This window comes from Kitasatospora sp. NPDC096204 (assembly GCF_044763205.1).
Lineage (GTDB): Bacteria > Actinomycetota > Actinomycetes > Streptomycetales > Streptomycetaceae > Kitasatospora.
In genome coordinates this window covers 32,382-59,205 of sequence record NZ_JBIWFT010000039.1, presented here as the reverse complement: position 1 = coordinate 59,205, position 26,824 = coordinate 32,382, and the positions used below count along the sequence as shown (strand labels likewise).

Here is a 26,824-nt window from a genome sequence, read left to right as displayed (position 1 = left end):
CCCGCCACCCCGCCGGGTCGGCGGGGGCCGACCACCGCGCGGCATTACGCATCGCGTTCGAACAGCTTGGGATGATGTTACGGAGTTAAACATTCCGTTAACCCGTTCCAGGAGTCACCCGTGACCTTCCCCGTAACCGCCGTCCACACCGGCCTGGCGGCCGCCCGAGCCACCAACCTGAACAAGGTCTACGGGGAGGGGGAGACCCGCGTCGTCGCCCTCGACAACGTCAGCGTCGTCTTCCCCCAGGGCGAGTTCACCGCCATCATGGGCCCCTCCGGATCCGGCAAGTCCACCCTCATGCACTGCATGGCCGGCCTGGACACCGTCACCTCCGGCTCCTCCACCATCGGCGACACCGAGCTCGTCGGCCTCAAGGACAAGCAGCTCACCCAGCTGCGCCGGGACCACATCGGCTTCATCTTCCAGGCCTTCAACCTGCTCCCCACGCTGACCGCCCTGGAGAACATCACCCTCCCGATGGACATCGCCGGCCGCAAGGCCGACAAGGCCTGGCTCGACCGCGTCGTCGACACCGTCGGCCTCTCCGGCCGCCTCAGCCACCGGCCCTCCCAGCTCTCCGGCGGCCAGCAGCAGCGCGTCGCCTGCGCCCGCGCCCTCGCCTCCAAGCCCGACATCATCTTCGCCGACGAGCCCACCGGCAACCTCGACTCCCGCTCCGGCGCCGAGATCCTCTCCTTCCTGCGCAACTCCGTCCGCGAGCTCGGCCAGACCGTCGTCATGGTCACCCACGACCCGGTCGCCGCCTCCTACGCCGACCGCGTCGTCTTCCTCGCCGACGGCCGCATCGTCGACGAGCTCCACCACCCCACCGCCGACACCGTCCTGGACCGCATGCGCCGCTTCGACGCCAAGGGCCGCACCAGCTGAGCCCCCCGCCCCGAACCGCACCCGTCCCCCGAGTACCCCAGGACTGACAACCCCTCATGTTCCGCACCGCACTGCGCAACGTGCTCGCCCACAAGGGCCGACTGCTGATGACGGTACTGGCCGTCATGCTCGGCACCGCCTTCGTGGCCGGCACGCTGGTCTTCTCCGACACCTTCGGCAACGCGCTCAGGACCCAGAGCTCCAAGAGCTACACCGACATCGCCGTCACGGTCCGCGACCGCGAGGCCGGCAACCTCAGCTACCAGCACGGTGAGCGGGCCGTCGACAGCCCGATCCTCACCGAGGAGACCCGTACGAAGGTCGCCGCGCTGCCCGGCGTCGCCGAGGTCCGCGGCGTGGTCAGCGGCTTCGCCGGCATCGCCGACAAGAAGGGCGCGCTGATCGGCAACGGCTTCTCCACCACCGGCACCAACTACGTGCCGGGCGCCGACGGCACCGACGCGCGCTACCCGCTGGTCGAGGGCCGCGGCCCGAAGGACGCCACCGAGATCGCGCTGGACGCCAAGACCGCCGACAAGGGCGGCTTCAAGGTCGGCGACACGATCCGGGTCGCGGTCAACGGCCCGGTGATGCAGCTGAAGCTCACCGGCACCGTGCACACCAACGACCCGCGCGTGGTGGCCGGCGGCTCGCTGGCCGCCTTCGACACCGCCACCGCCCAGCGGCTCTACCTGAACCCGGGCCGCTTCGCCGAGCTGGACGTCAGGGCCAAGCCGGGCGCCGACGACTCCGCGCTGCTCGCCGCCGTCGAGCAGGCCGCCCCGCAGGGCGACAACATCGAGGCCAAGACCGGCCGCGAGCTCGCCGACGAGCAGGACCGGATGATCAAGCAGGGCACCCAGGTGCTGAGCACCGCCCTGCTGGCCTTCGCCGGCATCGCGCTGTTCGTCGGCGTCTTCATCATCGCCAACACCTTCACCATGCTGGTCGCCCAGCGCACCAAGGAGCTGGCCCTGCTGCGCGCCGTCGGCGCGACCCGCCGCCAGATCACCCGCTCGGTGCTGATCGAGGCGCTGCTGGTCGGCCTGACCGCCTCGGTGACCGGTCTGCTGGCCGGCATCGGCATCGCCGTCGGGCTCAAGGCCGTGCTCAACGGCCCGATGGACGCCAACCTGCCGGACGGCCCGCTGATCGTCGCCCCGAGCACGGTGATCGCCGCCGTCGCGACCGGTGTGCTGGTGACGGTGCTGGCCGCCTGGCTGCCCGCCCGCCGGGCCTCCCGGATCGCGCCGGTGGCGGCGATGAGCTCGGTCGAGCAGCCCGCCTCCCACAAGAGCCTGGTGGTCCGCAACACCATCGGCCTGCTGTTCTCCGCCACCGGTGGAGCCGCGCTGGTGGCCGGCGTGGCCGGCAAGGAGGTCAAGCTGGTCGGCCTCGGCGCCGGCGCGCTGCTGATCGGCGTGTTCGTGCTGACCCCGCTGCTGTCCCGGCCGCTGATCTCGCTGCTCGCCCCGCTGCTGCGCGCCGTGTACGGCACGCCGGGCAAGCTGGCCCAGGAGAACGCGGTCCGCAACCCGCGCCGCACCGCCGCGACCGCCTCGGCGCTGACCATCGGCGTCACCCTGATCACCTCGCTGACCGTGATCGGCGCCTCGGTGAACCAGGCCGTGGACAAGCTCACCGCGACCAACCTCAAGGCCGACTACACGGTCGCGATGCAGAACTTCTCGAACCTCTCCCCCGAGGTCGCCGCCCAGGTCGCCAAGGTGCCCGGCATCAGCGCGATGAGCACCCAGCGCACCGTCCAGGTCAACATCGGGCAGGGGCAGGAGGACAGCGAGTCGATCACCGCGGTGGATGCCGCGACCATCGACCGGCTGGCCACCGTCAAGGTCTCGGAAGGCTCCGCCGACGCCCTCAAGCAGGGCAAGCTGCTGGTGAGTTCGGGCCGCGCCGAGCACGGCGGCTACAAGCTCGGCGACACCCTCGCCGTCACCTACCCGGACGGCGCCAAGGGCTCGCTGACCGTCGGCGGCATCCTGGAGGCCAACACCGCGCTGGCCGGCATCGTCGCCCCGGAGTCCGTGGTCGGCCCGCACGCGGCGCCCGGCTCCGGTCCGGAGGCGGTCCTGGTCAAGGGCGCCAACGGCCCGACCGAGGAACTGAAGCAGGCGCTGCGCGACGCGACCGGCGGCAACCCGCTGATCGCGGTCAAGGGCCAGAAGGAGATCAAGGAGGAGAACCGCCAGATGATCACCAGCATCCTGAACATGATGTACGGGCTGCTCGGCATGTCCGTGGTCATCGCGGTGCTCGGTGTGGTCAACACCATGGCGATGTCGGTGTTCGAGCGGCGCCGGGAGATCGGCATGCTGCGGGCGATCGGCCTGGACCGGCTCGGCATCCGCCGGATGGTCCGGCTGGAGTCGCTGCTGATCGCGCTGTTCGGCGGGCTGGTGGGTGTCGGCCTCGGCATCCTGGTCGCCTGGGCGGTCGTGGGCACGATGGCGGACAGCCTCAAGGGCATCAGCACCGTGGTGCCGCCGCTGCAGACCGCCGGCTTCCTGCTCGCGGCCGCCGTGATCGGCCTGCTGGCCGCGCTCTGGCCGGCCCACCGGGCGGCGAAGCTGGACATCCTGGACTCGATCAAGAGCCAGTAGCGGTCCGCCGGTAGCGGACTCGGAGCACGAAGCCGGGAGCCCCCGGGGCGGTTGGAGAAACCGCCCCGGGGGCTCCGTCGTGTCCCCGGTCGGAGAACGTCAGTTGAACAGGACCTTCTCGTTGTTCGGCTGCAGGGTGCCGGTGGTCAGACCGGCGGCCGAGACCAGCAGCTGGCCGGCCGGCTTGCCGTCGGTGCCGAGCACCTCGGCGGTGACCGGCGTGGTCTCGTCCGGTGCGGTGACCTGGAGGCCGGTGAGCACGTGGCAGGTCGCGTCCGACTTGTCGCAGGCGCTCCACTTGAGGCCCGCGTAGCCGGACTTGTTGGGCTTCAGGGTGACCAGCACCGCCGGCCCGGGGTGCGCGTCGCGGTTGGCCGCCAGCGCGTCCGGGCTGTTGTCGGCCTTCAGTCCGCCGAAGCCCGGGTACCCGTACAGGGTGCAGTTGTGGTCGCTCTTGTTCTTGATCGTCAGCATCGCCGAGCCCGTGCCCTTGATCTGCACGGTGGCGGTGATCTCGTCGCTCTTGCAACGCGAACCGGCCGCCTGGCCGGCCATCGGGTCGCCGGGGACGGTGGCCCCGGCGGCGCTCGCCTTCGGGTCTCCCGGCTTGTCGTCCGTGTACTTCACGTCGTCGCACGCGGTCAGCACGACGGTCGCCGCGAGGGCGGCGACACCGACGGCGAGTAACCTGGCAGGCCTGCGAACGGTCATGGTCCCCCCAAGGGTGAGTAATGGCATGGTGCTGTCACCCTATGTACGAAGGCCGTGGCAGAACGGTTCCACTGAGGCTGTAGTTTGTCAGAGCTGACCGCTTTCCTCCGGTTCCTGACTGGTTTCGGCCGCTCATGGCGAGAACCGGCCGCGGACATACGAAACCGCCCCGCCCGGCGGGTGCCGGGCGGGGCGGTACGGGTGTCGAACGGCCGGATCAGGCGGCCGGCTTGGCGGTCACCCGCTGGGCGGGCTTGGCCTTGCCGCCGCCGAAGAGGTTGAAGAACACGGCCAGCGTCGGCAGCAGGTAGAGCAGCCAGACCACCAGCTGGAGCACCGTCGGGTCCGGCTGGAAGTTGAACACGCCCTTCAGCAGGGTGCCGTACCAACTGTCCTTGGGGATGGTGCTGGAGATGTCGAAGGCCACGCTCTGCAGACCGGGCAGCCAGCCGGCCTCCTGCAGGTCGTGCACGCCGTAGGCGAGGACGCCGGCCGCGACCACGACCAGCATCGCGCCGGTCCAGGTGAAGAACTTGGCCAGGTTGATCTTCAGCGCGCCGCGGTAGAACAGCCAGCCGAGCACCACCGAGGTGAGCAGGCCGAGCATGGCGCCGAGCAGCGGGTTCCAGCCGTCGCCGGTGGCCTGGACGGCCGTCCAGATGAACAGCGACGTCTCCAGGCCCTCGCGGCCGACGGCCAGGAAGGAGGTGACCACCAGGGCGGTGGTGCCCATCGCGATCGCCGCGTCCAGCTTGCCGTGCAGCTCGGTCTTCAGGTGCCGGGCGGTGCGCCGCATCCAGAACACCATCCAGGTCACCAGGCCGACCGAGATGACCGACAGGGTGCCGCCGAGCGCCTCCTGGGCCTCGAAGGTGAGCTGCGAGGAGCCGAACTGCAGCAGGGCGCCGAAGGCCATGGAGAGCGCCACGGCCGAGCCGACGCCGATCCACACCGGCGCCAGCTTGTCCTTGCGGCCGGTCTTGACCAGGTAGGCGATCAGGATGCAGACGACCAGGCTGGCTTCGAGGCCTTCGCGCAGGCCGATCAGGTAGTTGCCGAACACGCGGGCTCCTGGGGGGTGTAGAGATGGTACCGGGGGAAGCGGGAGGTGTCAGCCGAACAGGGCCTGACCCCACCACTCCCCCGGCTTGCGCACGCCCGCCGGGCAGGCGAAGTGGGCGGAGCCGACGTGCTGGATGTACTCGTTGAGCTTGTCGCTCGCCGCGAGCTTCTGCTGGAGCGGGACGAAGGCCTTGCGGGTGTCGCGCTGGTAGGCGAGGAAGAACAGCCCCGCGTCCAGGCGGCCGAGGCCGTCGGTGCCGTCGGTGAAGGAGAAACCGCGGCGCAGGATCATCAGGCCGCTGTTGGCGTCCGGGTGGGCGAGGGCGACGTGCGAGGTCGCGGGCATCGCCGCCAGGTCCGGGGCGTCGTGCTCCTTGACCTTGCCGTACGGGGCGCCCTCGCCCTTGGTGCGGCCGAAGGTGTCCTCCTGGTCCTTGAGCGAGGCGCGGTCCCAGGTCTCGACGTGCATCCGGATCCGCCGGGCGACCAGGTAGGAGCCGCCGGTCATCCACTCCGGGCCGTCGCCGGGCGCGGCCCAGACGTGGTCGGCGAGCTTCGCGGTGTCGGTGCCCGCGATGTTGTGGGTGCCGTCCTTGAACCCCATCAGGTTGCGCGGGGTCTGCTCGTCCGGGGTGGTCGAGGAGGTCTTGCCGAAACCGAGCTGCGACCAGCGGATGTTGACGGTGCCCATGCCGATCCGGGCCAGGTTGCGAATCGCGTGGACGGCGACCTGCGGGTCGTCGGCGCAGGCCTGGACGCAGAGGTCGCCGCCGCTGCGGGTCGGGTCGAGCTTGTCGCCCTTGAAGTTGGGCAGGTCGATCAGGGCCTCGGGGCGCTTGGCCTGGAGGCCGAAGCGGTCCACGCCGTCCTTCTCGAACAGGCTCGGGCCGAAGCCGATGGTCAGGGTGAGCCGGGAGGCCGGCAGGCCGAGGGCCTCGCCGGTGTCGTCCGGCGGCGCCTCCGGCGAACCGGGCACCGCGCCGGCGCCGACCTCGCGGCCGCCGGTCATCGCGGCGGCCGCCTTGGTCCACTCCTTGAGCAGCTTGACCAGGGACTCCCTGGTGGCCTTCTCGGAGACGTCGAAGGCGGCGAAGTGCAGCCGGTCCTGGACCGGCGTGGAGATGCCCGACTGGTGCTCGCCGTAGAACGGCACCTCGGCACCGACCTGGGTGGCGGCGACCGGGACGGCGTCGTCCTGACGGCTCGCCGCGGCGACCGAGCCGACGGCGGCGGCGCCGAGCGCGACGCCCGCGCCGGCCCAGCCGATGACGGCGCGGCGGCTGACCGCGCCCTTGGTCGCGGTGGCGTCGGCGGCGGCCGGCGTCCCGTTCTGCTGCTCGTTCTCCGCGTCCATCGGCGGGCGGGCCCTTCTACTGTGCTGGGGACTTCTGCGCTGGCCCACCGAGGCCGCGGGGCCCGGATCGCGGGCCGCCACGGCGTCGGTGGGGTGGTACGGGGTGTGCCTGGCCGGTTACTTGACGACCACGGCGGCGGCCAGCTTCGACAGCGGCTCGCCCAGCGAGTTGACCGCGTCGGAGAAGGTCTTGCGCTCGGCCTCGGTGACCTTGTCGTAGGAGGTGAAGGTGCCGTCGGCCTGCTTGAACTTGGCGAGCAGGGCGTTGATCTCGGTGAACTCGGAGTCCAGCGTCCTGGCCAGCTCCGGGTCCTTCTCGGCGGCGACCGGCTTCAGCAGCTCGTAGGCCTTCTGCGCGCCCTCGACGTTGGCCTGGAAGTCGGCCAGGTCGGTGTGGCTGTAGCGCTCCTCCTCGCCGGTGATCTTGTTGGTCGCCACCTCGTCCAGCAGCTCCTTGGCGCCGTTGGCCATGCTGGTCGGGGTGATCTCGGCCCCGGGGATCTTCTTCTGCCAGTCCTTGAGGTCGGCGACCAGCTGGTCGGCGAGCTTCTTCTCGTCGTCGCCGACCTTCGCGTCCACCCAGAGCGACTTCTCCAGCTTGTGCCAGCCGGTCCAGGCCTGGCCCGGCTCCAGCTTGTCCTCGCGGGTGTCGGTCTTCGGGTCGACGTCGCCGAAGCTCTCGGCGACCGGCTCGGTGCGCTCCCAGCCGGTGCGCGAGGGCGCGTACAGCGACTTGGCCTTCTCCAGGTCGTCCGCCTTGATCGCGGCGACGAAGGCCTCGACGGCCGGGATGGTGGCGTCGGCCTGCTCCTGGGCGTACTTGCGGTAGGCGTCGACGGCGGCGGCCAGGCGCGGGTCGGCCGACGCGGCGCTGCCGCCCTCGCCGGCGACGGTGATCTTCTGGCGGATGCCGTCGCCGACCATGCCGGGCTTGCAGGCGATCTCGTACGAGCCGGCCTTGATCTCGGCGTTGATGCTGACCTTGGTACCGGGGCCGATGTTCTCGCGCTCGGTGACGATCTTGTCGCCGTCGCCGTAGACGTAGACCTCGGTGGTCTTCGAGCCCTTGTTGCTGATGTCCAGCACGACGTGGCCGGCCGGGAAGGTCGTCTTGGAAACCTCGCAGGCGGTGTCGGTCGCGTTCACCTTGACCGCGTCGGAGGAGGCCGCCTTGTCGTCCTTCTTGGACGCGCAACCGGCCAGGGTGGCGGTCGCCACGGCGAGGGTGAGCAGCGCGGCTGCGGTGGAACGGCGACGGGCGGACATGCGGGCTCCAACGTAAAGAGGCATGGGTGTGCCAAGGCGGTACGGCCGGCCGGGGACCAGCAGACCATCATTAGCTAAGGCATACCTTACGTAAAGACCTCTTACCGTCTACACCCGCCCCCCGAACCGTTACCTTCCCGGAGCCCGGCGGGCCGCGGCCCGGGCCGTCCAGCGCCCCTCGTGGCGGCTGATCCGGATCGGGTGGCCGAAGGTCTCGCTGATCAGCTCCGTGGTCATCACCCCGTCCACCGGCCCGGCCGCGACACACTCGCCGCCGCGCAGCAGCAGGGCGTGGGTGGTGCTCTCCGGCAGCTCCTCCAGGTGGTGGGTGACCAGCACGCTGGCCAGTTCCGGGTGCTGGTGGCGCAGCAGGTCCAGGCTGTCCAGCAGCAGCTCGCGGGCGGTCAGGTCGAGTCCGGTGGCGGGTTCGTCGAGCAGCAGCAGCCGGGGACTGGGCATCAGCGCCCGGGCGATCAGGGCCCGGCCGCGCTCGCCCTGGGACAGCGTGGTCCAGGGCGCCTCGGCCATCGCCCGCATGCCGAGGGTGTCGATCAGCAGCTCGGCCCGCTCCAGCGCCACCGGGGCGGGCTTGCGGTGGAACTCCGGCTCGATGGTGTTGGTGTGGCCGGTGAGCACCACCTCGCGCACGGTCAGCGGCGAGCGCAGCGGGTGGCGCGGGTTGACGTGCCCGAGGTGGGCACGCAGCTCGCGGACGTCCACCCGGCCGAGCCGACGGCCGAGCACGTCCACCTCGCCGCGGGTGGGGTGGGAGACCGCGCCGAGCAGCGCGAGCAGGGTGGACTTGCCCGCCCCGTTGGGGCCGAGCAGAGCCCAGTGCTCGCCGGGGAGGATCTCCAGGGTGATCCCGCGCAGCAGGTGCCGGCCGTCGCGCACGACGTCCACGTCCCGGGTGCGCAGCAGCGGCCCGTCGAAGTCGGGGGCGGATGAGTTCACGGGACTCCGATCGCGGCGCCGGGCAGGGTGCGGGCGGGGCGCCGCGCCGGTTCGGCGCCGTCCGTCCGCGTGCAGAGTACAACCGTCGGCCGGGGGCGGCCCCGGCCGTCCGAGGGGTGGACGCGCCACGGCGCCGCCGACCGGCGGGAGTTGGGGCCTCAGAGCGCCAACAGCCCGGCGTCGGTGGGGCGCAGGCCGCAGGCGTCGAGGTAGAGGGGGCCCAGTTGCGGCTCGAAGTCGACGTGCAGCCAGCCGCAGCCGGCCGCGCGGGCGCCGTCGGCCGCCTCGGCGACCAGCCGGGTGGCGACACCCTGCCGCCGGGCGCCCGGGGCGACCACGGTGTCGAGCAGGAAGGCATGGGTGCCGCCGTCCCAGGCCAGGTTGACGAAGCCGACCAGGGCGCCGTCGGCGCTGCGGCGGGCGGTGACCCAGCCGAGGCTGTGCCGCTCCAGCCGGGCGAGCCAGCCCCCGGGTCGCACGGGGTGGCCGAAGCCCTCGGCGTGCAGGGCGTCGAGTTCGGGGTCGGCGAGCGGGCCGCGCCACAGGTAGTCGATCGTCACGACGGCACTGTAGAGCGCTTGTTAACTTCTGATCATTTTTTATCAACGAAGGACACGACTTGGCAAAGTTATGACCTTCCCTCTAGCTGAATCTGACTGAACCCCGTCAATCTCTGACGCAGCTCCTTTCCCTGCACAGCTACCCCCACTGGAGTCAGAGTGACCCCCACGCCCTCCTCCCGCCGTGCCCGCGTGGCCGCGGCCGTCGCGGTCGTCGCCGCCCTCGCCGGCGCCACCGTCCCCGCCGCCACGGCGTCCGCCGCCCCCGGCACGCGCGAGGCCGCGATATCCCAGGCCCGCGCCAACGTCGCCCACAACGCGGGGGTGTTCGGCTTCGGCTCCGGCCAGGACCTCGTGCTCAAGGACGTCGTACTGGACGCCGACGGCACCTCGCACGTGCGCTTCGACCGCACCTTCCAGGGCCTGCCGGTGGTCGGCGGCGACCTCGTCGTCCACCAGGACGCCAAGGGCCGGCTCAGGGACTCCTCCCGGGCGGCCGCCCACGACGCCGCCGTGAAGTCGACCGTGCCGAAGGTGAACGCCCAGTCCGGCGCGGCCGGCGCGCTGGCCGCCGCCCCGGGCGTCAAGGACGCCGTCAGCACTCCCGAGCTGGTCGTCTGGGCCGCCGACGGCACGCCCCGACTGGCCTGGCGCACCACCGTCGAGGGCACCGGCGAGCACGGCCAGCCGGCCGGCAAGGTGGTCGTCACCGACGCCACCACCGGCGAGCAGATCGAGTCCTACGACGCCGAGCACCAGGCGGCCGGCACCGGGAACTCCGAGTACACCGGCACGGTCACCATCGACACCACCGCCAAGTCCGGCGGCGGCTACACCCTGACCGACCCGGTCCGCGGCCACGTCACCAAGGACGCCAACAACCTCTCCGCGAGCTCGCTCAAGGCCTCCTCCGGCACCGCGTTCAACAGCACCACCAACGTCTGGGGCGACGGGCGGAAGTTCTCCTCCGACCGCTCCACCGCCGCCGTCGACGCCCACGCCAACACCGCCTGGACGTACGACTACTACAAGAACGTCCACGGCCGCAGCGGCATCAAGAACGACGGCAAGGGCGCCACCGTCTTCGTCCACGTCGGCACCAACTGGGACAACGCCCAGTGGTCCGACGCCTGCTTCTGCATGATGACCGGCGACGGCAACGGCAGCACCGACCCGGAGCAGGTCGACCTCGACACCATGGGCCACGAGATGACCCACGGCGTCACCAGCGCCACCGCCAACCTGCGCTACAGCGGCGAGTCCGGCGGCCTCAACGAGTCCACCAGCGACATCTTCGGCACCATGGTCGAGTTCTACGCCAACAACACGGTCGACACCGGCGACTACCTGTTCAGCGACCAGTCCACCCCGCCGTGGCTGCGCCGCTTCGACAAGCCCTCGCTGGACGGCGGCTCCGCCGACTGCTGGAGCAGCAGTGTCGGCAAGCTCGACGTGCACTACTCCTCGGGCGTCGGCAACCACTGGTTCTACCTGGCCAGCGAGGGCAGCGGCAGCAAGACCGTCAACGGCGTCACCTACAACAGCGCGACCTGCAACAGCTCCACGGTGGCCGGCATCGGCCGCGACAAGGTCGCCAGGATCTGGTACCGCGCGCTGACCGTCTACATGACCTCCACCACCAACTACAAGGGTGCCCGCGCCGCCTCGCTGAACGCGGCCCGCGACCTGTACGGCGCCGGCAGCGCCGAGTACAACGCGGTCGCGGCGGCCTGGAGCGGGGTCAACGTCAACTGACGCCCCTCAGCCCGTCGAACAGGCCGTCATCACCGGGAGATCGGGCGCCGGGGCGCCCCACTGCGCGCAGCGCGAGCACATCCGGCCCGACGGCTCACTGTTTCCGTCGGAGAGTTCGCGGAGGCCGACGCCGGGAGATCAAGCTCGGCCACCTCTTTCGAGGAGGTGTTCCAGTTTGACGAGCAGTGCGGCGAAGGCCTGACGCTCGTCGCCGTCGAGTCCCGCCATCAGCTGTTGTTCCATCAGGCGGTGGTGGGTGAGGACCTGGTCGACGAGGCGTAGTCCGGGTTCGGTGAGCCTGAGGTGGATGATGCGGCGGTCGTGTTCGTCGCGTTCGCGGGCGATCAGACCCTTGCGTTCGAGTTGGTCCGCGCGACCGGTCATGCCGGAGCAGGTGACCTTCTCACCGGCGGCCAGTTGTCCGGTGGTCAGGCGGTGGGAAGGTCCGGCCTGGTGTAGGACGGCGAGCACATGGAAGGTGGCGAGGGTGAGTCCGTGCCGCTTGAGCACGGGGGTCAGCTGTTCCTTCCAGAGCGCGATGACGCGGTACAGGCGGTCGAGCGGCCGTAGCGGTGAAGCCGGCGGAAGCGCGGGCGCGGGCTCGTCCTGGATCATGACCGTTCTTTCACTTCGCTGATTCGTCGGCGGGCACCGTGACCGCCCCCGGGCGGACTCGCGGTCCTGGTGCAGGCCCGGTGCCGGCCTGAGGCAGGCCGGCACCAGACGAGCGTCGGTGCCGGTCAGGCGGCTGCCGGGGCCGGCCACGGTGAGTGGGCCGGGCTGCGGTGCAGGCCCTTGTGGTCGTAGAGGCGGGTGACGGCGAACCCCAGGGCGAGCGAGATCGCGAAGCCGATGCCGACCATGGTCCAGGCGCGTCCGAGTCCCGCTTCGGCCTGTGCGCCGAAGTAGAGGATGGAGCGGACTCCGTCGACCACCTGGCGGAAGGGCTCGAAGCCGGCCAGGAACCGGTAGAAGCCGGGGAGCGCCTGCAGCGGGATGGTGCCGCCCGCGGAGGGGATCGCCAGGCCCACCAGCACCAGCATGGACACCAGCGGGCCCGGGGTGCCGAAGGCGGCGAGCAGGGCCAGCGCCGTGATGCCCATCGCCGCCGTGGCGCAGGTCCCGAAGAGCCACAGCATCGGCAGGTGGGAGGCGTCGATGCCGACGATGCCGAAGGCCGCGACCATCGCGAGGGCGGAGGTCAGCGCGGAGAGGGCGACCATGACCACGGAGGCGACCGCGAAGTGACGGGTGCGGCTGATGTGCTGGGCGGGCGCGGTGCTGCGGAACGGGCCCTTCTCGCTGGCGACGTAGCCGAGCGCCGCGTCCACCTGGGTGTGGATCACGTTCGCGCCGAGCATGCCGCCCAGGACGAGGACGAGGGTGTAGAAGAAGGCACTCAGTCCGAGGCCGCTGTGCCGGCCGAGCGGGTGGCCCTCCTGGATCACGGCCTTGACGGGGTCGGTGATCATCAGCTGGGCCGCGGCGCCCGGGGCGGCCTGGCGCCCGGTCTGCTGCGCGGCCTGCTGCTTCGCGAGCTGTTCGGCGAGCTGGTGGCCGACCTGGGCGGAGGTGGCCTGAACGACCTTGCGGTTGATCTCGGTCGCCATCGAGGAGCCGAAGCTGCCGGCCGCGGGATTGGTCAGCACCGTGATGGTCGGGGGGTGCGGATCGTGCTGGGCCGGCCCGGCGAGGGCGGCGACCGTGGCGGAGAAGTCGTCCGGGATGACGAGCGCCCCGAACACCTTGTCCTTGCCCAGCAGGTCGTCCGCGGTGGCCCGGTCGACCTCTTTCCAGGAGACCTTGCCCTTCAGGTCGTCGGCTCCGGTGATCTGCGAGGCGATCTGCGCGCCGAGGTCGATCCGCTGACCGGCCACCTGAACGCCGCGGTCGGCGTTGACCAGCGCGATCGGCATGTCCTTCGCCGAACCGACCGGGTCGTTGTTGGCACCCAGGTAGAGCAGCGACAGGACGAACGACAGCAGGCCGAGGATCACCGCGGACGACAGCCACAGGCTCCTCCTGCGCAGCAGTCCGCGGGCGCTCACGCTCTGGACGCGGGGTGGCTCAGACATCAACGGTGCTCCGGTTGCGATATCGCGCCGTCGTGGCGCTCCGAGTGACAAGAGGACGTGGATTTCCAGCGTTTCAGCTGGCCGTCCGCCCAACTGATAGCTTCACTATCTAGCTAGATAGTGAAGCTATCAGTAAGAGGAGTCCATTCGACGGCCTGCGAGACTGATCACAGACACCGAGTCCGAGCGAGAGTGCGCATGAAGATCTCCGACCTGAGCCGGCAGTCCGGGACCCCGGTCGCCACCATCAAGTACTACGTACGTGAAGGCCTGCTGCCCCCGGGTCGGCCCCTCGGCGCCACCCTCACGCTCTACGGCGACGAGCACGTCCAGCGCCTGCGGCTCATCCGCGCCCTCACCGCCCGCGGCGGCCTGTCCATCGCCGCCACCCGCGACGTCCTCGCCGCGCTCGACCAGCCCCTCGACCCGCTCGCCACCCTCGGAGTCGTCCACTACGCCCTGCCCACTCCCGTCGACGCCGCCGAGACGGACGCCGTCGACGAGCAAGCGCACCGGATCGACGAGCTGCTCGACGCCATGGACTGGGAGGTCTCCCAGGACTCACCGCACCGCAGAGCCCTCGCCGCCAGCCTGATGGACCTCGACCGCCTCGGCGTCACCTACCGCACCGAAGACCTCCTGCCCTACGCCGAGGTCGCCGCCACCGCCGCCCGGCTCGACCTCGACCAGCTTGAGGACATCAAGGACCGCCTCCGGCTCGCCGAACACGCCGCCATCGTCGTCCTGCTCCTCGAACCGGTCCTCGCCGTCCTACGGCGCCTCGCCCAGGAACACGAATCCCACCGCCGCACCGCCTGGGCCCGCCCGGCCGAAGCCGCCGAACCCCACCCCGCCCGACCCCGACTCCCCCGTGATCCCGCGTGAGGGGCTCCACCAGCTTCGGCAGCGGCCCCGGCCGAGGGCGACTGATGTCGCGCTCCTCGCCCTCCCGGACGATCTTGGACTTGCGGAGGCAGAGGTCGATCTCCGGCCGGTCGGCCGGGTCCGTCGACGTGTGCCGCATCGGTGGTTCGTGGTGGTCCGCGGGCATGGACCGGATTCTCCGGAAGGACCGCGGTTGGGCGCGGCCGTCGAATGACCGTACGTTCGACGGGCTTCAGGGCCTCAGTGGTCGAACCCCACGTGGCAGTGGTCGTGATGGGTGTCGTCGGTGAAGAACTGGTTCCCGGCGCCCCGGAGCGCCACCGGACCGCCCACGTTGTACGAGCCGGCGGCGGCCGCGTCCCGCATGAAGGACGCGATCAGCTGCCGGGACGTCCCCGGGTCGACCACGGCCAGCCCGTCGATCCGCCAGACGTCGAAGGCCCGGCCCAGCGGATGGTCGCTGGGCCGGGTCGTCCCGAAGACGTCCAACGGGTGGCCGGTCCGCACCACGCTCACCGAGAGCGTGTACGGGCCGGCCAATCGCAGCATCGCCTCCAGCACGCTGTCGTGGACGGTACCGCTGCGCAGGTCGGCGGCGGCCTCCGGCGGCAGCTCGATCCGGGGCTCGGCCAGCACCCGGGCCACCGCGGGCGGCGGCGCGGCGGCGGTCGGCCCGGCGTCCCCCGGACGCAGGTCGGTGACGGTCCAGCGCGGCTCGGCCCGGCCGAGCCGGACGTCCACCGTGGTGCCGCCCTCGACCACCGAACCGTCCGGGCCGCGCCGCCACTGACGACAGACCACCAGCACGCTCGCCGAGTCGTCGAGGATCCCGCCGTACTGGGCGACGATCACCTCCAGGCCGGCCTCGGTCGCCGCCGGGGCCAGCGGGCCCGCCCGGTCGGCCAGCGCGGGCGGCAGGCCGAGCGCCGCCACCCGGGCGCGGGCCGCCTCCATGCCCTGCCCGCCGGGCGGCCAGGCACCGAGCGCGGCGACCAGTTCGACGGCGCGGCGCTTGACGTCGGGCTGGATCTCACCGGGGCCGGGCTGCCAGAGGGGAGGTTGGGGCAGCGGGGTGGGTGTGGGTGTGGGTGTCGGCGTCTCGGTGGGCCGTCCGGTGGGAGTCCCGGCCGGGCTCGTGGCCGGGCTCGTGGCCTGGCTCGTGGCCGTCGGCTGCGGCCTGGTACCTCCCGTACACCCCGCCGTTCCCAGCACCAGCGCCGCCGCGCCCGCCCGCAGGATCCCGCGTCGCCCCGGTCCCCGGCCGCCGTCTCCACGCGTCATGCCGTCAGTATGCGGCTCCGGGCGGCCCGGCGCCGCGGGCGGGCTACTGCCGTTCCGGGGGCAGCAGGCCGTAGCCCTCCTCGGTCCGCACGATCCAGGAGGGCTCGCCGAGCTTCACCCTCAGCACTGCCGTCAGGTACCTCAGCTCGTGGGTGTGGAACGGCGTGCCGTAGACCTTCCACATGATCGCCTCCGGCTCGTGCACGCCCTCGCCCAACTCGATCAGGCCGCACAGCAGTTTGACGTCGGAGCGGTTCAGCCGCGCCTCGCGGCCGTCCACGGTGACGAGGCGGGTGTCCAGGTCGACGACGAGGCGCCCGTCGAAGGCGGTCAGCGAGCCCCGCGACTCCGGCACCACACCGAAACGCTCGCGGATCCACTCCGCCACGACCCGGTCGTCCGCCGGCTGGGCGGCCCGCGCCGCGTTCTCCTCCGCCACGCCGGGCAGCCTAACCGGCGGCGCCCGGCACCGACCAGACCGCGTTCCGACCGGGCGGGAGGAGCACCCCGATCACCCCTCCCCCAGTGGTGGCGGCGGCGCCAGCAGCGCCTCCGCCGAGGCCGTCCGGGCATAGAGCACCCACCTCCCCGCCCGGTGGGCGCTGACCAGCCGGGCCTCCCGCAGGGCGGTCAGGTACTGCGAGACGGCCGAGGGCGAGAGTCCGGTGCGCCGGGCGAGTTCGGTGGTCGACGCCGGGGCGCCGAGCTCCGAGAGCAGCAGGGCCCGGGAGCGGCCGAGCACCGCGGCGAGCGCCCCGGCGACCGGGACCGGCGCCGTCTCCCACAGCCCGCCGATCCCCCGTGCCGGGTAGGCGAGTTGGGGTGGGTCCCCCGGGGCGAGGCGGGTGTACAGGCGCGGGCCGGTGAAGGCCGACGGGATCAGCAGCAGGCCCGATCCTGGCCTCCGGCCGGGCAGCGGCCGGGACCGGTGGCGCAGCCGGAGCGTGTCCTCCGTCCAGCGCAGCTCCGCGTGCAGGTCGTTCAGCACCCGCGCGGTGCCGTGCTCGGCGGCCTGCCGGGCCCGGTGCAGCACATCGGCGTCCAGGACGGCCCGGATCCTCGCCCAGTACGGTGCCAGCGCCAGCTCCCAGTACGTCTCGACCGCACCGGTCAGCCGCGCCAGTCCCGCCTCCGGGTCGGCGTACAGCGCCCGCAGCCGGGCGCCGAGCCCGTCCCCGAGCCGGTCGAGGTCGCGGCGGACCCGCTCGGCCGGGGTGGCCCGGATCGCGGCCAACTCCTCGGCCAGTGTGGGGGCGGGCCCGGCGGGGGCCGGGTTGAGGAAGTCCGGCACGTACCCGGCGGGCCGGACCAGCTCGGCGAGCAGGGCGTACGCCGGGCCGAGCGCCGCCAGCCGGGGTCGCACCTGCTCCGTCCAGGGCCGGTGGACGGGGTGGGCGAGCCCTGAGCGCAGCAGCCGCAGGCTCGGCCCGACCTCCCACATCGGCGAGACCGCGAAGCGCATCCGCGCCAGGTCGCCCGCCGTGAACAGCAGCTCGGCCGCCAAGCCCCACCCCCGTGGATTCACACATGTTCGAATCGTTGGCGGTCAGGCTAGTGCAGTGGAGATCATCATGGGCATGACTTCGAACGCCCTCGTGAACACCCCCACCGCCGACCCTGTCACCGCCGCCGCCTCCGGCACCTGGAAGCTCGGGGACCGCACCGTCCACCGGATCGGCTTCGGCACGATGCGCCTGCCGCAGACCGGCCCGGCGCTCGTCCCGCACGCCGTCCCGCGCGACCGCGAGCAGGCCCTGCGGGTGCTGCGCCGGGCCGTCGAGCTGGGCGTCGACCACATCGACACCGCCGCCTTCTACTTCTCCCCGCTGCGCTCCGCCAACGAGCTGATCAACCGGGCGCTCGCGCCGTACTCCGACGACCTGGTGATCGCCACCAAGGTCGGCCCGGGCCGCGGCCCCGACGGCGAGTGGGTCGAGCACGCCCGCACCCCCGAGCGGCTGCGCGCCCAGGTGGAGCAGAACCTGCGCCAGCTCGGCCGCGACCACCTCGACCTGGTGAACCTCCGGATCCTCGGCACCGACTCGGTCGCCGAACGCTTCGGCGCGCTGGCCGAGTTGCGCCAGGCCGGACTGATCCGGCAGCTCGGCCTCTCCAACGTCCACCCGCACCAGCTCGCCGAGGCGCAGACCATCGCGCCGGTGGTCTGCGTGCAGAACCCGTACGGCATCGGCGCCACACCGGAGCAGGACGAGCTGCTGCGGATCTGCGGGGAGCAGGGCATCGCGTTCGTCCCCTTCTACGCGATCGCCGGAGCCGGACGGCAGGACGGCGCCGGCGGGACCGAGCCCGCCCAGGTCCTGGCGGTGGCCGAGGCACGCGGGGTGAGCACCGCACAGGTGCGCCTGGCCTGGACGCTGCACCGCGGCCCGCACGTGCTGGCCATCCCGGGCACCGGGGACGTGGCGCACCTGGAGGACAACATCGCCGCCGGGGCGCTGCGGCTGTCGGCGCGGGAGCTGGCGCTGCTGGACGAGGCCCACGCGGGCTGAGGCGGAGGGGGCTGGGCGGAGGGGAGCGCGGGCCGGCACTCACGGGCTGGGACGGAACCGGGCGCCGCCCGCCGCGCGTCGCCCCGGGGAAAGTCGATCTTCGTCCGCCACGAGGAGTCCCCGAACATGACCGACCTTGCCACCCGCTACCTCTACCTGGCCCGCCACGGTGAGGCCGCGTCCGAAGGCGACGGCAGCGCCCTCACCGCCGCCGGGCGCCGGCAGGCCGCCCTGCTGGGCCGACGGCTGGCCGGCCGCCCGATCTCGGCGCTGCACCACGGCCCGCTGCCCCGGGCGGCGGAGACCGCGCGGCTGGTCGCGGAACAGCTGACCGGCGTGCGGCCGCGGCAGTGCGAGGAGGCCGGCGACTTCGTGCCGTACGTGCCCGCGCGGGAGGAACTCCCCGAGGCCAGCGCCGAGTTCGTGCTCGACCGTCTCTCGGCCACCACGGCGGAGGAACGGGAGGAGGGCGCCCTGCTGGCCCGGCGGGCCGTCGAGCGGTTCACCGGGCCGGTGCCGGGCGGCGAGGAGCGGCACCAACTGGTCGTCACCCACGCCTTCCTGGTCGGCTGGCTGGTCCGGCACGCCCTGGACGCCCCGGCCTGGCGCTGGCTCGGCGTCAACGCCGCCAACGCGGCACTGACCGTCCTGCGCTACACGCCCGGTCGGCCGCCCGCCGTACTGCTCCTCAACGACCAGGGCCACCTCCCGGAGGAGCTGCACTGGACCGGCTACCCGCCCCAACTCCGTTGCTGACAAAGCGCGGAGGACGATCGGTGGCACCTTTCGGGCCCGTCGACAGGAATATGCAGACCGGTCTACTCTCGCCGCATGGGAGTCAAAGGTGAGGCGACCAGGGCTCGACTGATCGCCGGAACCAGGGAACTGATCGAGGCACAGGGCTACTTCGGCACCGGACTCAACCGGATCGTGGCCGCCACCGGCGCCCCCCGCGGCTCGCTCTACTTCCACTTCCCCGGCGGCAAGGACCAGTTGGTGACCGCCGCGCTCACCCAAGCCGGCCGGGAGGTCCAGGCCCTGCTCACCGGCCCGGCTGCCGAGGGCGCCGACACCGCCACCCTCGCCGAGCGGCTGGTCGACGCCTTCGCGGAACGCCTGGAGCGCTCGGACTACACCAGCGGCTGCCCGATCGCCACCGTCGCCCTGGAGGTGGCCGGCACCAACGAGGCCCTGCGGACGGTCTGCGCCCAGCTCTACGCGGACTGGCAGCAGCTCCTGGCCGACCGACTGGAGAGCGAAGGCTGCGGCCCGGCGCAGGCCCTGGCCGCAGCCGGGCAGGCACTCGCCCTGCTGGAGGGCGCCGCCCTGCTCGCCGCCGTCCGGCGCAGCCGCGAACCACTGGAGCACGCCCGGCCCGCCGTCCGACGGCTGCTCGGCTTCGGCACACCGTGACCGCGCCGGGCGGCCCGCGCCGACCACCGACCAGGCCGCGGCCCTGGACGCCTTCGGGCTCACCCGCGCCCGGCCCGTCCGCTCCGCACCGGCGCAGCGGCCTGGAACCACGACCACCACGGCCGGGACCGGGCCCAGCCCCACCGGTCCTGCTCACGCGTCTTCGTCAGCCCCGCGCTGAACGGCCGGACGCTGGTGTCCGGCAGCTCCTCCCAGGACACCCGGCGCCTTCGAGGGCGTGGACCCCTCCGCCTCCGAAGCGTTCCTCGCCCGGTACCTCCAGGTGAAGGAGGAGCTCCGAATCCCCGACACCTGCAACGCCACCGACATCGCCGCCCGGCTCTCGACCGACCCCGGGGCGCCGGGGCCGGACACCGAGGTGGTGGGCCACGGCGTCCTCACCCTCACCGCCTGCGGCCGGGAACACGGCCACCCCGCCGGGGCACTGCCGATCCGACGCCCATGTCAGGCGTGATGACGCTCCGTCAGTTCCAAGACCGGGGCGGCGATGGCACGGCTGAGGCCCGGCCCCGCACGGGCGGGGCCGGGCAGGCACCTGACGGGCAGCGAACGGAGGCCATCCCCGGCGTTCTCCGGCCGCGGGCTCCCCCCGTCGGTCCGACCATCGTGCCGACGACCACCGGGCGGTGTCGCCCTCCTTCGGCGTCACCCGAATCACGGACAATCGGGGCCTCCTCCGCGCACCGCCCGAAATCCCCTTGCCGCGGTGTGGAGGAGGGGGCCGTCGCCGCGATGGACCATCCGCGCCGAGACGCGCCTCGGCTGAGCCGCCCGCAGGCCAAGGCGTACCTGCCGGCCGTACGGGACGGGGCCGAGCCGCCCGAGGAGTCGGCCGATCTCACCGAGGAGGAGGTCGTCTGCCCGCCGCTGCCGATCAGCACACTTCGGCAGGGCCGCGGCCGAGCGGCTACGCCTCCCGCTCGAAGAGCAGCGCCGTCCAGTGGACCCCGTCCCGGCCGTGCAGGTCCGGGCGAGCAGCGCGGTGCAGGAGGCGCAGGCCGTGGCCGGCGGCGAGGGTGACGGTGGGCTCGGGCGGGAGGTCGAACATCCGGCGGCCGGGCGGGACGGGGCCGTGGCGCAGGGTGAGGGCGAGACGGCCGGCGGGGGCGAGGAGGCGGCTGAGGGCGGCCATCGCGGGCGGACGCTCGACGGGGGCGAGGTGCATCCAGACGGCGGTGAGCAGGACGAGGTCGTAGCGCCGGCCCTCGGCGACGAGCAGCGGCAGTCCGGGCAGCGCGTCGGCGACCCAGCGCACGCCGGAGCCGGCGTGCAACCGCTCGCCGACGGCGCGGAGTTCGGGGGTGGGCTCGGCGGCGACCACCCGGTGGCCGAGGGCGGCGAGGGCGGCGGCGTCCCGGCCGGTGCCGGCGCCGATGTCGAGGACGGAGCGGGGTGGGGCCGGGTACAGGTGGTGCAGGTCACGGTGTACCTCGGCGAAGCTCACGCCCTCGTACTGGACGGCGAGTTGCTCCGCCGCCTCGCCGTAGCCCCGCGTCCCGGCCGGCTCGGCCACCCGCTCCGGCCCGTTCACTGCGCCTCCCGGACGGCCACCGCGTCGCCGGCGGCGGCCGCGCCGGCGAAGAAGTCCCGCAGCTCGCGCAGGTCGTGGACGACGAGCGCCGCCCAGGTTTCGGACCAGGGCGTCGGGTAGCCGAGGTGCGCGACCGTACGGGCGAGCACGCTGTCCTGCTGGCGGACGAGTTCGCCGAGCGCCGAGCCGCGCAGGAAGGCGGCGGCCGTCGCGACCTGTTCGGGGCGCAGCACCGGCATGGCGCCGCTGCGCGGTGCCCCGCCGGGCAGGGCCTCGTCCGGTAGCGCCCCGTCCGGCCGGTGCCGTCGGCCGCCGTAGACGGGCAGCCGGGCGGCCGGGTCGGGGTGCAGGCCGTTCTCGGTGAGCGCGAGTTCCATCAGGACGGCGGTGCGCCGCACGCCGAGGGCGAGGCCCGCGGCGGCCAGCCGGTCATAGCGGACGTCGCGGTCGCGGGGCACGAGTTCGCCGAGTTCCTCCGGCGAGCAGGCGTCCACGGCCTGACCCGGCAAGCGGCACCAGAAGTGATCCACACTCACCCGCTCAGCGTAGCGGGGTCGGCAACCCCCGCGGCTTGGGCCTGTCCCTCGGATTCCGGCGGACCCGGCAAGGATCCAGGAGACAGGGCCTTGATCAGGCTTCGCCGGGGTGCCAGCGGGGCCATTCCCAGGGGTGGTCGACCCAGTGGACCCGCTGGGGGTCGCGCGGGTCGAGGTCGGGGAAGAGCTGGTGGACGCGCGGCTCGAACTCTTCCCGTTCGAGCGGTTCCCAGCCGTGGCCCTCGAAGCGGACGAGGCGGTAGCGGTTGTCGGCCCGGAGCTCGGCCACCTCGACCAGGGGTTTGGACGTGCTGTTGGTCTCCATGCCCCCAGCATGTGGCGCGCTGGCAATCAACGCCCGTCCAAACCCCTCTTCCGGGTCATATCCCGGCGTCGGTGCGCTCGTTGAGCACGGAAACGTTCGAGGGGGGCCGCTGGAAGGACGAGCACATGACTGGGCAGCCCACCGGAGGGCAGTGGCAGTGGCCGCAGAACGCTTGGCAGCCGCCACCGGTCCCGACGAATCCGCTACCGCCGTGGTCCACCCCCGAGCCGCCGAGACGTCTGTCGCGCAAGGCGTGGACGGCCGCGATGGTCGGGACGGGAGCCGTACTGGCCTCCGTCCTGGTGATGTGCGGGCCGGGGCCGGGGGACGAGGCCGGTGTGGCGGCGCTGCCGGAGGCCTCGCCCTCCGCCGCGGACCCGACGACGCAGTCGCTGCCGGTCTCCCCCTCCCTGGCCACGCCGGCGCCGTCCCCGCTGCCGCCGCCCACCCCGGGGACGGCGGTACCGGTGGAGGGGCCGAGCGTGGCCGCGCCCGCGGCCGCTGCGGGGGCCGCCGCGACGCCCGACGCCCAGCACGCCTCGGCGAGCGCGCATCCCAGGCCGGGGCACAGTCCGCACGCGTCCGCTCCGGCCCGCGGCCCGTCGGGCACTGCCGCCCCGGCGAGTGCCGGGGCGGATTCGGGCGGCGGCCGGAGCACCATCTGCGATCAGGCCGAGCGGGCGGGCCACTGGCCGGTCGGGTCGGACTCGGCCCGACTCTGCCGCAACATCTACGGCTGAGTCCACGGCTGGGCCGACGGCGGCCCCGGGGCCACGGACGCGGCCTGACCGGTCGGGCCGGCCGGAGCGGCCTGACCGGTCGGAACGGCCGGACCCGCCGGGACGGCCTGACCCGCCGGGACGACCGGCGCCCCATCCGCCCCCAGCAGCCCCCTGTCCAGCCGGGGTGCCAGCACCCGCGCCAGGGTGTCGGTGATGTGCCCGGTGTCCCGGTACAGCACCACGCCCTCCAGCACGGCCGGGCAGGAGGGCCCGGCGCCGGGGCAGAGCAGCGGGCCGAGGTCGAGGGTCCGCACCCCGTACCGGGCCGCGAGGCCGCCGTCCAGCACCGGGTCGGGCTCGAACGCGGTGTCGCGCGGGAAGAAGCAGGCGTCCGAGCGCCCGTCGGAGGCGGCCAGGCAGGTGGGGATGTCCTTGCCGGGCATCGGGGTGTCGCCGAGGTAGGCGAGCGGGGCGCCGAGCGCGGTGAGCCGGTCCAGGGTGCGGGTCCAGCCCTCGGCGCGCTCGGCCTGGGTGCCGTAGCGGTTGAGGCCGGCCATCAGGACGAGGCGCGGCCTGGGCCCGGAGGCCAGTCGGGTGAGGGTGTTCTCGCGCCAGCGGTCGCACTCCTCGAAGGTGCGGCCGAGCACGTTGTTGCGCACGGTGAGGGTGGCCAGCGGGCAGCCGGGCTTGACCAGGACCTCCAGGGCCCAGTGCCGCTGCTCGGCCAGGGCGAGGCCGGCGGAGATCCACTGCCCGGCGTGGGAGTCGCCGAGCAGCACGATCCGGTCGGAGCTGTCCTCGGCGCCGAAGAGGCAGCGCGGGCTGCTGTCGGCGTTGAGCGGGATCTCGCAGCCCTTGCCGGGCGGGAAGTCCTCCCGGGCCCGGGCCAGCGGGGGTGTCAGGGCGAGCACCCGGGTGCCGGGGGCGAGCAGCAGCGGGCCGTCGGCGGCTCCGGCGGGGGCCGCCACGGGCCCGGAGGAGGGGTCGCCGAGCGCGCGCACGGTGCCGCCACCGAGGGTGAGCGCGGCGATCAGCGGGATGACCAGGGCGCTGGCGCCGACCGCGAGCCCGCGCCGGGGTGCCGGGCTGCTGCCGTACCGCAGCGGCTGCTCGACCAGGCGCAGGGTGAGCCAGGCGGGCAGCGCGGCGGCGGCGGTGAGGGCGAGCAGGGTGGTCCAGGGCAGCGTGCCGTACCGGGCCTGCGCGATGGTCAGCACCGGCCAGTGCCACAGGTACCAGGCGTAGGAGAGGCGCCCGGCGGCGCGCAGCGGGCGGGTGGCGAGCAGCCGTCCGGCGTCGGCGGCGCGGAGGGGGCCGGGGGCGCCGTGCCCCGCGAGCAGGACGGCGGCGGTGCCGAGGACGGGCAGCAGCGCGGCGGTGCCGGGGAACGGGGTGTCGCGGTCGTACAGGACCACCGGTGCGAGCACGGCCGCGAGGCCCAGCCACCCGAGCGTCCGCAGCGACCACCGCGGCGTCCGGCTCGCCGGACGCCGCTCGGCGCGGGCGGCCAGCGCCGGGCCCGCCAGCGCCGCGCAGGCGCCGGCCGCGAACTCCCAGAGCCGGCTGCCGGTGGAGAAGTAGGCGAGCGGCGCGGAGCTGTCCGTCCAGCGCAGGCAGAGCGCCAGCGAGACGGCGCCGACGGCCACCGTGGCGAGGGTGGTCGCCAGGGTGCGGCGGCGCCCGTGCAGGTAGCGGGCGAGGCCGAGCAGCAGGACGCCCCAGAGCAGGTAGAACTGGTTCTCCACGCCCAGTGACCAGAAGTGCTGCAGCGGGCTGGGGTCGCGTTCGGCGGCCAGGTAGTCGGTCTGCAGGCCGACGAAGCGCCAGTTGGCGAACTGGCCGGCGGAGGCGATCAGGTCGCGGGCGAGGTCGGTGCCGCGCAGCGGGTCGAGCAGGGCGCCGCCGGCGACGGCGGTGGCGACCAGCACCGTGGCGGCGGCGGGCAGGATGCGCCGGGCGCGGCGGGCGGCGAAGTCCCACAGGCCGAGCGGGCGGCCGGTGAGCAGGCCGGTGATCAGGAAGCCGGAGATGACGAAGAAGACGTCGACGCCGACGAAGCCGCCGGTCAGGCCGGGGACGGCGGAGTGGAAGGCGAGGACGGAGAGCACGGCGACGCCGCGCAGCCCCTCGATGTCGGGGCGGAAGGCGGTGCGCCGGCGCTCCGGTCCGCTCCCGGCGACGGTGGCGCGCGGCGGGACGGCGGGTGCCCGGTCGACCCGGACGACGCCGGGCAGCAGGTCGGCGGGCCGGTCGACGGGCGGGTCGGAGGCGGCGGCGGACGCCGCCGAGGAGGAGACGGTGGACGCGGCGGTGGACGACGAAGGCGGTACGGCCGTTGACACGGCGGTGCTCCTTGCAGGGCTGGCAGCGGTTGTCGGGCCGCCGGGCCGATGGGGCGGCCGGGCGGTGTCCGCGCCGGTGGGGCGACGCACAGGGAAAAAGCAACGATCGAGCGGTGCGGCGGCTCTGACGGAGCGTCAGAAGATCAGCGGATCGGCCCAGCCGGAGGCCAGCAGCCCGCACAGCAGCAGCACGGCGGTGACGGCGACGGCCTCGGCCCGTCCGAACCGGAGGTCGGAGCGGCCCGGTGCGGGTGCGGCGACCTCGCCGACGGGCGTGCCCCTGCCGCCGGTCCCGTTCAGCAGCGGCCACAGCTCCCGGATCAGCGGGACCATGGTGTACGCGGTGAGCGCGAGCAGTCCGGCGAGCGCCCAGTACGGCCGCCAGCCGTACAGCTGCGCGGCCCGGACCAGTCCGGCGGCGCCGGCGAGGACGACCAGTCCGAGCCAGCCGACCCCGATCCGGGCGACGGCGCGGGCGAGCGAACTGCCGCCGGACACGGCGCCGGTGGGCACCCAGTCGGCGGAGCGGCGGCGCAGCGCGTGTGCGATGGCGACCACGTGGCAGAGCCCGCCGAGGAGCTGGACCCGGGTGACCTCGAAGCGCCAGCGGGTGCGGGACATCGCGGGCAGCAGCACCAGGGCGACCCAGATCGGCGGCAGGAAGGGCAGCACCTGCCAGGGCCGGATCTCCTCGGGCCGGAAGAACAGCATGATCAGGGCGGGCAGCGGTACGGCGAAGACGTTCACCGCGCTGGTGACGTAGCCGAGGATGCCGTTCCAGAAGCAGAGCCGGGCGGATCGGGAGAGCGGCCCCCGGCGGAAGTCCGGGTCGCGGACCAGGGCAAGGGAGCCGAGGCACCAGCGGTACTGCTGGCTGATGAAGGCGGGCAGGCCGGTGGGCGACATGCCCTTGGCGACCAGCGCGGGGACGTAGCGGGTGGCCCATCCGGCGCGGGCGAGGGCGAGGCCGGTGTAGAGGTCCTCGCTGTGGTCGATCTCGGCGAAGCCGCCGATCCGCTCGAGTGCGGCGCGGCGGTAGAGGGCGTTGGTGCCGCAGCAGACGGTGCCGTCCTGCGCGTCCCGGGAGGGCTGGATCCAGCGGTAGAAGATCTCCTGGGTGGCTCCCGCGGCGCGTTCGAGCCAGGACATGTCGGCGTCCGTGTCGAAGCACTGCGGGCTCTGCACGATGCCGACCCCGGGGTTGTCGAGGTAGGGCACCAGGTGGTGCAGGAAGTCGGGGCGGGGGCAGAAGTCGGCGTCCAGGACGGCGACGATCTCGCCGGTGCCCTCGGCGAGGCCGTGGTTGAGGTTGCCGGCCTTCTTGAACCGGCCCCGGTCGGGGCGGGCGCGGTACTGGAAGCCGTAGGACTCGGCGAGTTCGCGCACCTCGGGGCGGTCGGCGTCGTCGAGGACCAGGACGGTCAGCTCGCCGGGCCACCGGACGGCCGCGGTGTGCCGGTAGGCGTTGTCCAGGACGGCCAGTGGTTCACCGGCGGTCGGCAGCAGCAGGTCCACGCTCGGGGCGCGGGCGGGGTTCCAGGCGCGCAGCAGCAGGTCGTGCGAGTCGCGGGTGAAGCGCCGGGCGCGCTGGCCGTCGGCGAGCGAGAGCAGCCAGGTGGCCGCGTTGAGCAGGGTGAGCGCCAGGAACGGCCAGAGCAGCGGCTTGCTGAGGGCGAACAGGCCGAGCGTGGCGGTGGCTCCCGCGTAGGAGAGGGTGGCGCAGAGCAGCACCCAGCGGCGCTGCGGGCCGAAGTACCAGTAGAGCTCCTCGTCGTCGGGCGGGGTGGGCAGTCGGTTGTCGTCGGGGTCCGCGGGTGTCCTGCGCGGACCGGCGTCGGGTGCGGGCATGGCGGTGCCATGGAGTGCGGGCATGCGGAAATGGCCCCCCTGGGCAGCGGGCGGAACGTGGCCGTTCGCGCTCAGCCTCTCACATTGGCCTAGACCAATAATGAACGAGGTATGACATCTCCACATCGCCCCAGCTCACCGACTTGACGGCACGTCACCTG

25 protein-coding genes are annotated in these 26,824 nt (G+C 73.2%); 9 read left to right on the top strand and 16 right to left on the bottom strand.

What is annotated here, in order from left to right; genetic code table 11:
* Positions 1 to 120 precede the first annotated feature (120 nt).
* Entirely contained in the window at positions 121 to 891 is a 771-nt protein-coding gene (locus ACIQ87_RS32670) for an ABC transporter ATP-binding protein (protein WP_402413908.1), read from the top strand.
* A gap of 56 nt (positions 892 to 947) precedes the next feature.
* The gene (locus ACIQ87_RS32665) at positions 948 to 3,512 is read left to right on the top strand and encodes an ABC transporter permease (protein ID WP_402413905.1); all 2,565 of its coding nucleotides are present in this window, start codon (positions 948 to 950) and stop codon (positions 3,510 to 3,512) included.
* Positions 3,513 to 3,611: 99 nt separating this feature from the next.
* Here ACIQ87_RS32665 and ACIQ87_RS32660 read toward each other — a convergent pair whose 3' ends face one another.
* The 6 genes from ACIQ87_RS32660 to ACIQ87_RS32635 form a co-directional block, all read right to left on the bottom strand.
* Positions 3,612 to 4,223, bottom strand: coding sequence for a DUF4232 domain-containing protein (locus ACIQ87_RS32660; protein WP_402413902.1), 612 nt, complete (start codon positions 4,221 to 4,223; stop codon positions 3,612 to 3,614).
* A gap of 217 nt (positions 4,224 to 4,440) precedes the next feature.
* Positions 4,441 to 5,286: an iron uptake transporter permease EfeU gene (gene efeU, locus ACIQ87_RS32655; RefSeq protein ID WP_402413899.1), complete on the bottom strand. Its 846-nt coding sequence runs from the start codon at positions 5,284 to 5,286 to the stop codon at positions 4,441 to 4,443.
* A gap of 48 nt (positions 5,287 to 5,334) precedes the next feature.
* Positions 5,335 to 6,639 (bottom strand): iron uptake transporter deferrochelatase/peroxidase subunit, encoded by a 1,305-nt coding sequence (gene efeB, locus ACIQ87_RS32650; RefSeq protein ID WP_402413896.1) that lies wholly within the window; start codon positions 6,637 to 6,639, stop codon positions 5,335 to 5,337.
* A gap of 117 nt (positions 6,640 to 6,756) precedes the next feature.
* Positions 6,757 to 7,905 carry an iron uptake system protein EfeO gene (efeO, locus tag ACIQ87_RS32645; RefSeq protein WP_402413893.1) on the bottom strand — a complete coding sequence of 383 codons (1,149 nt, stop codon included), beginning with the start codon at positions 7,903 to 7,905 and terminating at the stop codon, positions 6,757 to 6,759.
* 129 nt (positions 7,906 to 8,034) lie between these two features.
* A complete protein-coding gene (locus ACIQ87_RS32640; protein WP_402413890.1) occupies positions 8,035 to 8,859 on the bottom strand; it encodes an ABC transporter ATP-binding protein in 825 nt (274 codons plus the stop codon).
* Between the two features lie 158 nt (positions 8,860 to 9,017).
* Positions 9,018 to 9,419 carry a GNAT family N-acetyltransferase gene (locus tag ACIQ87_RS32635; protein ID WP_402413888.1) on the bottom strand — a complete coding sequence of 134 codons (402 nt, stop codon included), beginning with the start codon at positions 9,417 to 9,419 and terminating at the stop codon, positions 9,018 to 9,020.
* A 159-nt stretch (positions 9,420 to 9,578) separates the two neighbouring features.
* Between ACIQ87_RS32635 and ACIQ87_RS32630 the strand changes: the two genes are divergently transcribed.
* A complete protein-coding gene (locus tag ACIQ87_RS32630) occupies positions 9,579 to 11,174 on the top strand; it encodes a M4 family metallopeptidase (protein ID WP_402413886.1) in 1,596 nt (531 codons plus the stop codon).
* Positions 11,175 to 11,312: 138 nt separating this feature from the next.
* On the opposite strand, the gene ACIQ87_RS32625 is transcribed toward ACIQ87_RS32630, so the two are convergent.
* Positions 11,313 to 11,789, bottom strand: a complete 477-nt coding sequence (locus ACIQ87_RS32625) for a MarR family winged helix-turn-helix transcriptional regulator (RefSeq protein WP_402413884.1) — start codon at positions 11,787 to 11,789, stop codon at positions 11,313 to 11,315.
* A 125-nt stretch (positions 11,790 to 11,914) separates the two neighbouring features.
* Positions 11,915 to 13,249 carry a YhgE/Pip domain-containing protein gene (locus tag ACIQ87_RS32620; RefSeq protein ID WP_402413881.1) on the bottom strand — a complete coding sequence of 445 codons (1,335 nt, stop codon included), beginning with the start codon at positions 13,247 to 13,249 and terminating at the stop codon, positions 11,915 to 11,917.
* A gap of 198 nt (positions 13,250 to 13,447) precedes the next feature.
* On the opposite strand from ACIQ87_RS32620, the gene ACIQ87_RS32615 reads away from it, so the two are divergent.
* The gene (locus tag ACIQ87_RS32615; RefSeq protein WP_402413878.1) at positions 13,448 to 14,134 is read left to right on the top strand and encodes a MerR family transcriptional regulator; all 687 of its coding nucleotides are present in this window, start codon (positions 13,448 to 13,450) and stop codon (positions 14,132 to 14,134) included.
* A gap of 240 nt (positions 14,135 to 14,374) precedes the next feature.
* On the opposite strand, the gene ACIQ87_RS32610 is transcribed toward ACIQ87_RS32615, so the two are convergent.
* The 3 genes from ACIQ87_RS32610 to ACIQ87_RS32600 all read right to left on the bottom strand — a co-directional run bounded on the left by ACIQ87_RS32610 (position 14,375) and on the right by ACIQ87_RS32600 (position 16,919).
* Positions 14,375 to 15,415 carry a hypothetical protein gene (locus ACIQ87_RS32610; protein ID WP_402413875.1) on the bottom strand — a complete coding sequence of 347 codons (1,041 nt, stop codon included), beginning with the start codon at positions 15,413 to 15,415 and terminating at the stop codon, positions 14,375 to 14,377.
* Positions 15,416 to 15,458: 43 nt separating this feature from the next.
* Positions 15,459 to 15,854, bottom strand: a complete 396-nt coding sequence (locus ACIQ87_RS32605; protein WP_402413873.1) for a hypothetical protein — start codon at positions 15,852 to 15,854, stop codon at positions 15,459 to 15,461.
* Between the two features lie 72 nt (positions 15,855 to 15,926).
* The gene (locus ACIQ87_RS32600) at positions 15,927 to 16,919 is read right to left on the bottom strand and encodes a DUF5937 family protein (protein WP_402413871.1); all 993 of its coding nucleotides are present in this window, start codon (positions 16,917 to 16,919) and stop codon (positions 15,927 to 15,929) included.
* Positions 16,920 to 16,992: 73 nt separating this feature from the next.
* Here ACIQ87_RS32600 and ACIQ87_RS32595 point away from each other — a divergent pair, with 73 nt between their 5' ends.
* The 4 genes from ACIQ87_RS32595 (at position 16,993) to ACIQ87_RS32580 (ending at position 19,813) form a co-directional block, all read left to right on the top strand.
* Complete coding sequence (locus ACIQ87_RS32595) at positions 16,993 to 17,925, top strand: aldo/keto reductase (protein ID WP_402413868.1); 933 nt, start codon at positions 16,993 to 16,995, stop codon at positions 17,923 to 17,925.
* Positions 17,926 to 18,051: 126 nt separating this feature from the next.
* The gene (locus ACIQ87_RS32590; protein ID WP_402413865.1) at positions 18,052 to 18,681 is read left to right on the top strand and encodes a histidine phosphatase family protein; all 630 of its coding nucleotides are present in this window, start codon (positions 18,052 to 18,054) and stop codon (positions 18,679 to 18,681) included.
* A gap of 75 nt (positions 18,682 to 18,756) precedes the next feature.
* Complete coding sequence (locus ACIQ87_RS32585) at positions 18,757 to 19,338, top strand: TetR/AcrR family transcriptional regulator (protein WP_402413862.1); 582 nt, start codon at positions 18,757 to 18,759, stop codon at positions 19,336 to 19,338.
* A gap of 238 nt (positions 19,339 to 19,576) precedes the next feature.
* Positions 19,577 to 19,813, top strand: a complete 237-nt coding sequence (locus tag ACIQ87_RS32580) for a hypothetical protein (RefSeq protein ID WP_402413860.1) — start codon at positions 19,577 to 19,579, stop codon at positions 19,811 to 19,813.
* A gap of 453 nt (positions 19,814 to 20,266) precedes the next feature.
* Here the strand turns inward: ACIQ87_RS32580 and ACIQ87_RS32575 are convergent, their stop codons facing one another.
* The 3 genes from ACIQ87_RS32575 to ACIQ87_RS32565 form a co-directional block, all read right to left on the bottom strand.
* Entirely contained in the window at positions 20,267 to 20,890 is a 624-nt protein-coding gene (locus ACIQ87_RS32575; RefSeq protein ID WP_402413857.1) for a class I SAM-dependent methyltransferase, read from the bottom strand.
* Positions 20,887 to 21,426: a hypothetical protein gene (locus ACIQ87_RS32570; RefSeq protein ID WP_402413855.1), complete on the bottom strand. Its 540-nt coding sequence runs from the start codon at positions 21,424 to 21,426 to the stop codon at positions 20,887 to 20,889. The genes ACIQ87_RS32575 and ACIQ87_RS32570 overlap by 4 nt, the downstream gene beginning before the upstream one ends.
* Before the next feature lie 94 nt (positions 21,427 to 21,520).
* Positions 21,521 to 21,751 carry a hypothetical protein gene (locus ACIQ87_RS32565; protein ID WP_402413853.1) on the bottom strand — a complete coding sequence of 77 codons (231 nt, stop codon included), beginning with the start codon at positions 21,749 to 21,751 and terminating at the stop codon, positions 21,521 to 21,523.
* Between the two features lie 125 nt (positions 21,752 to 21,876).
* Between ACIQ87_RS32565 and ACIQ87_RS32560 the strand changes: the two genes are divergently transcribed.
* On the top strand, positions 21,877 to 22,491 hold the full coding sequence (locus ACIQ87_RS32560; protein WP_402413851.1) for a hypothetical protein: 615 nt from the start codon (positions 21,877 to 21,879) through the stop codon (positions 22,489 to 22,491).
* On the opposite strand, the gene ACIQ87_RS32555 is transcribed toward ACIQ87_RS32560, so the two are convergent.
* Entirely contained in the window at positions 22,482 to 24,815 is a 2,334-nt protein-coding gene (locus ACIQ87_RS32555; protein ID WP_402413849.1) for an acyltransferase family protein, read from the bottom strand. The two genes, ACIQ87_RS32560 and ACIQ87_RS32555, sit on opposite strands and share 10 nt — an antisense overlap.
* Positions 24,816 to 24,950: 135 nt before the next feature.
* Positions 24,951 to 26,687, bottom strand: a complete 1,737-nt coding sequence (locus ACIQ87_RS32550; protein ID WP_402413846.1) for a glycosyltransferase family 2 protein — start codon at positions 26,685 to 26,687, stop codon at positions 24,951 to 24,953.
* Positions 26,688 to 26,824 lie beyond the last annotated feature (137 nt).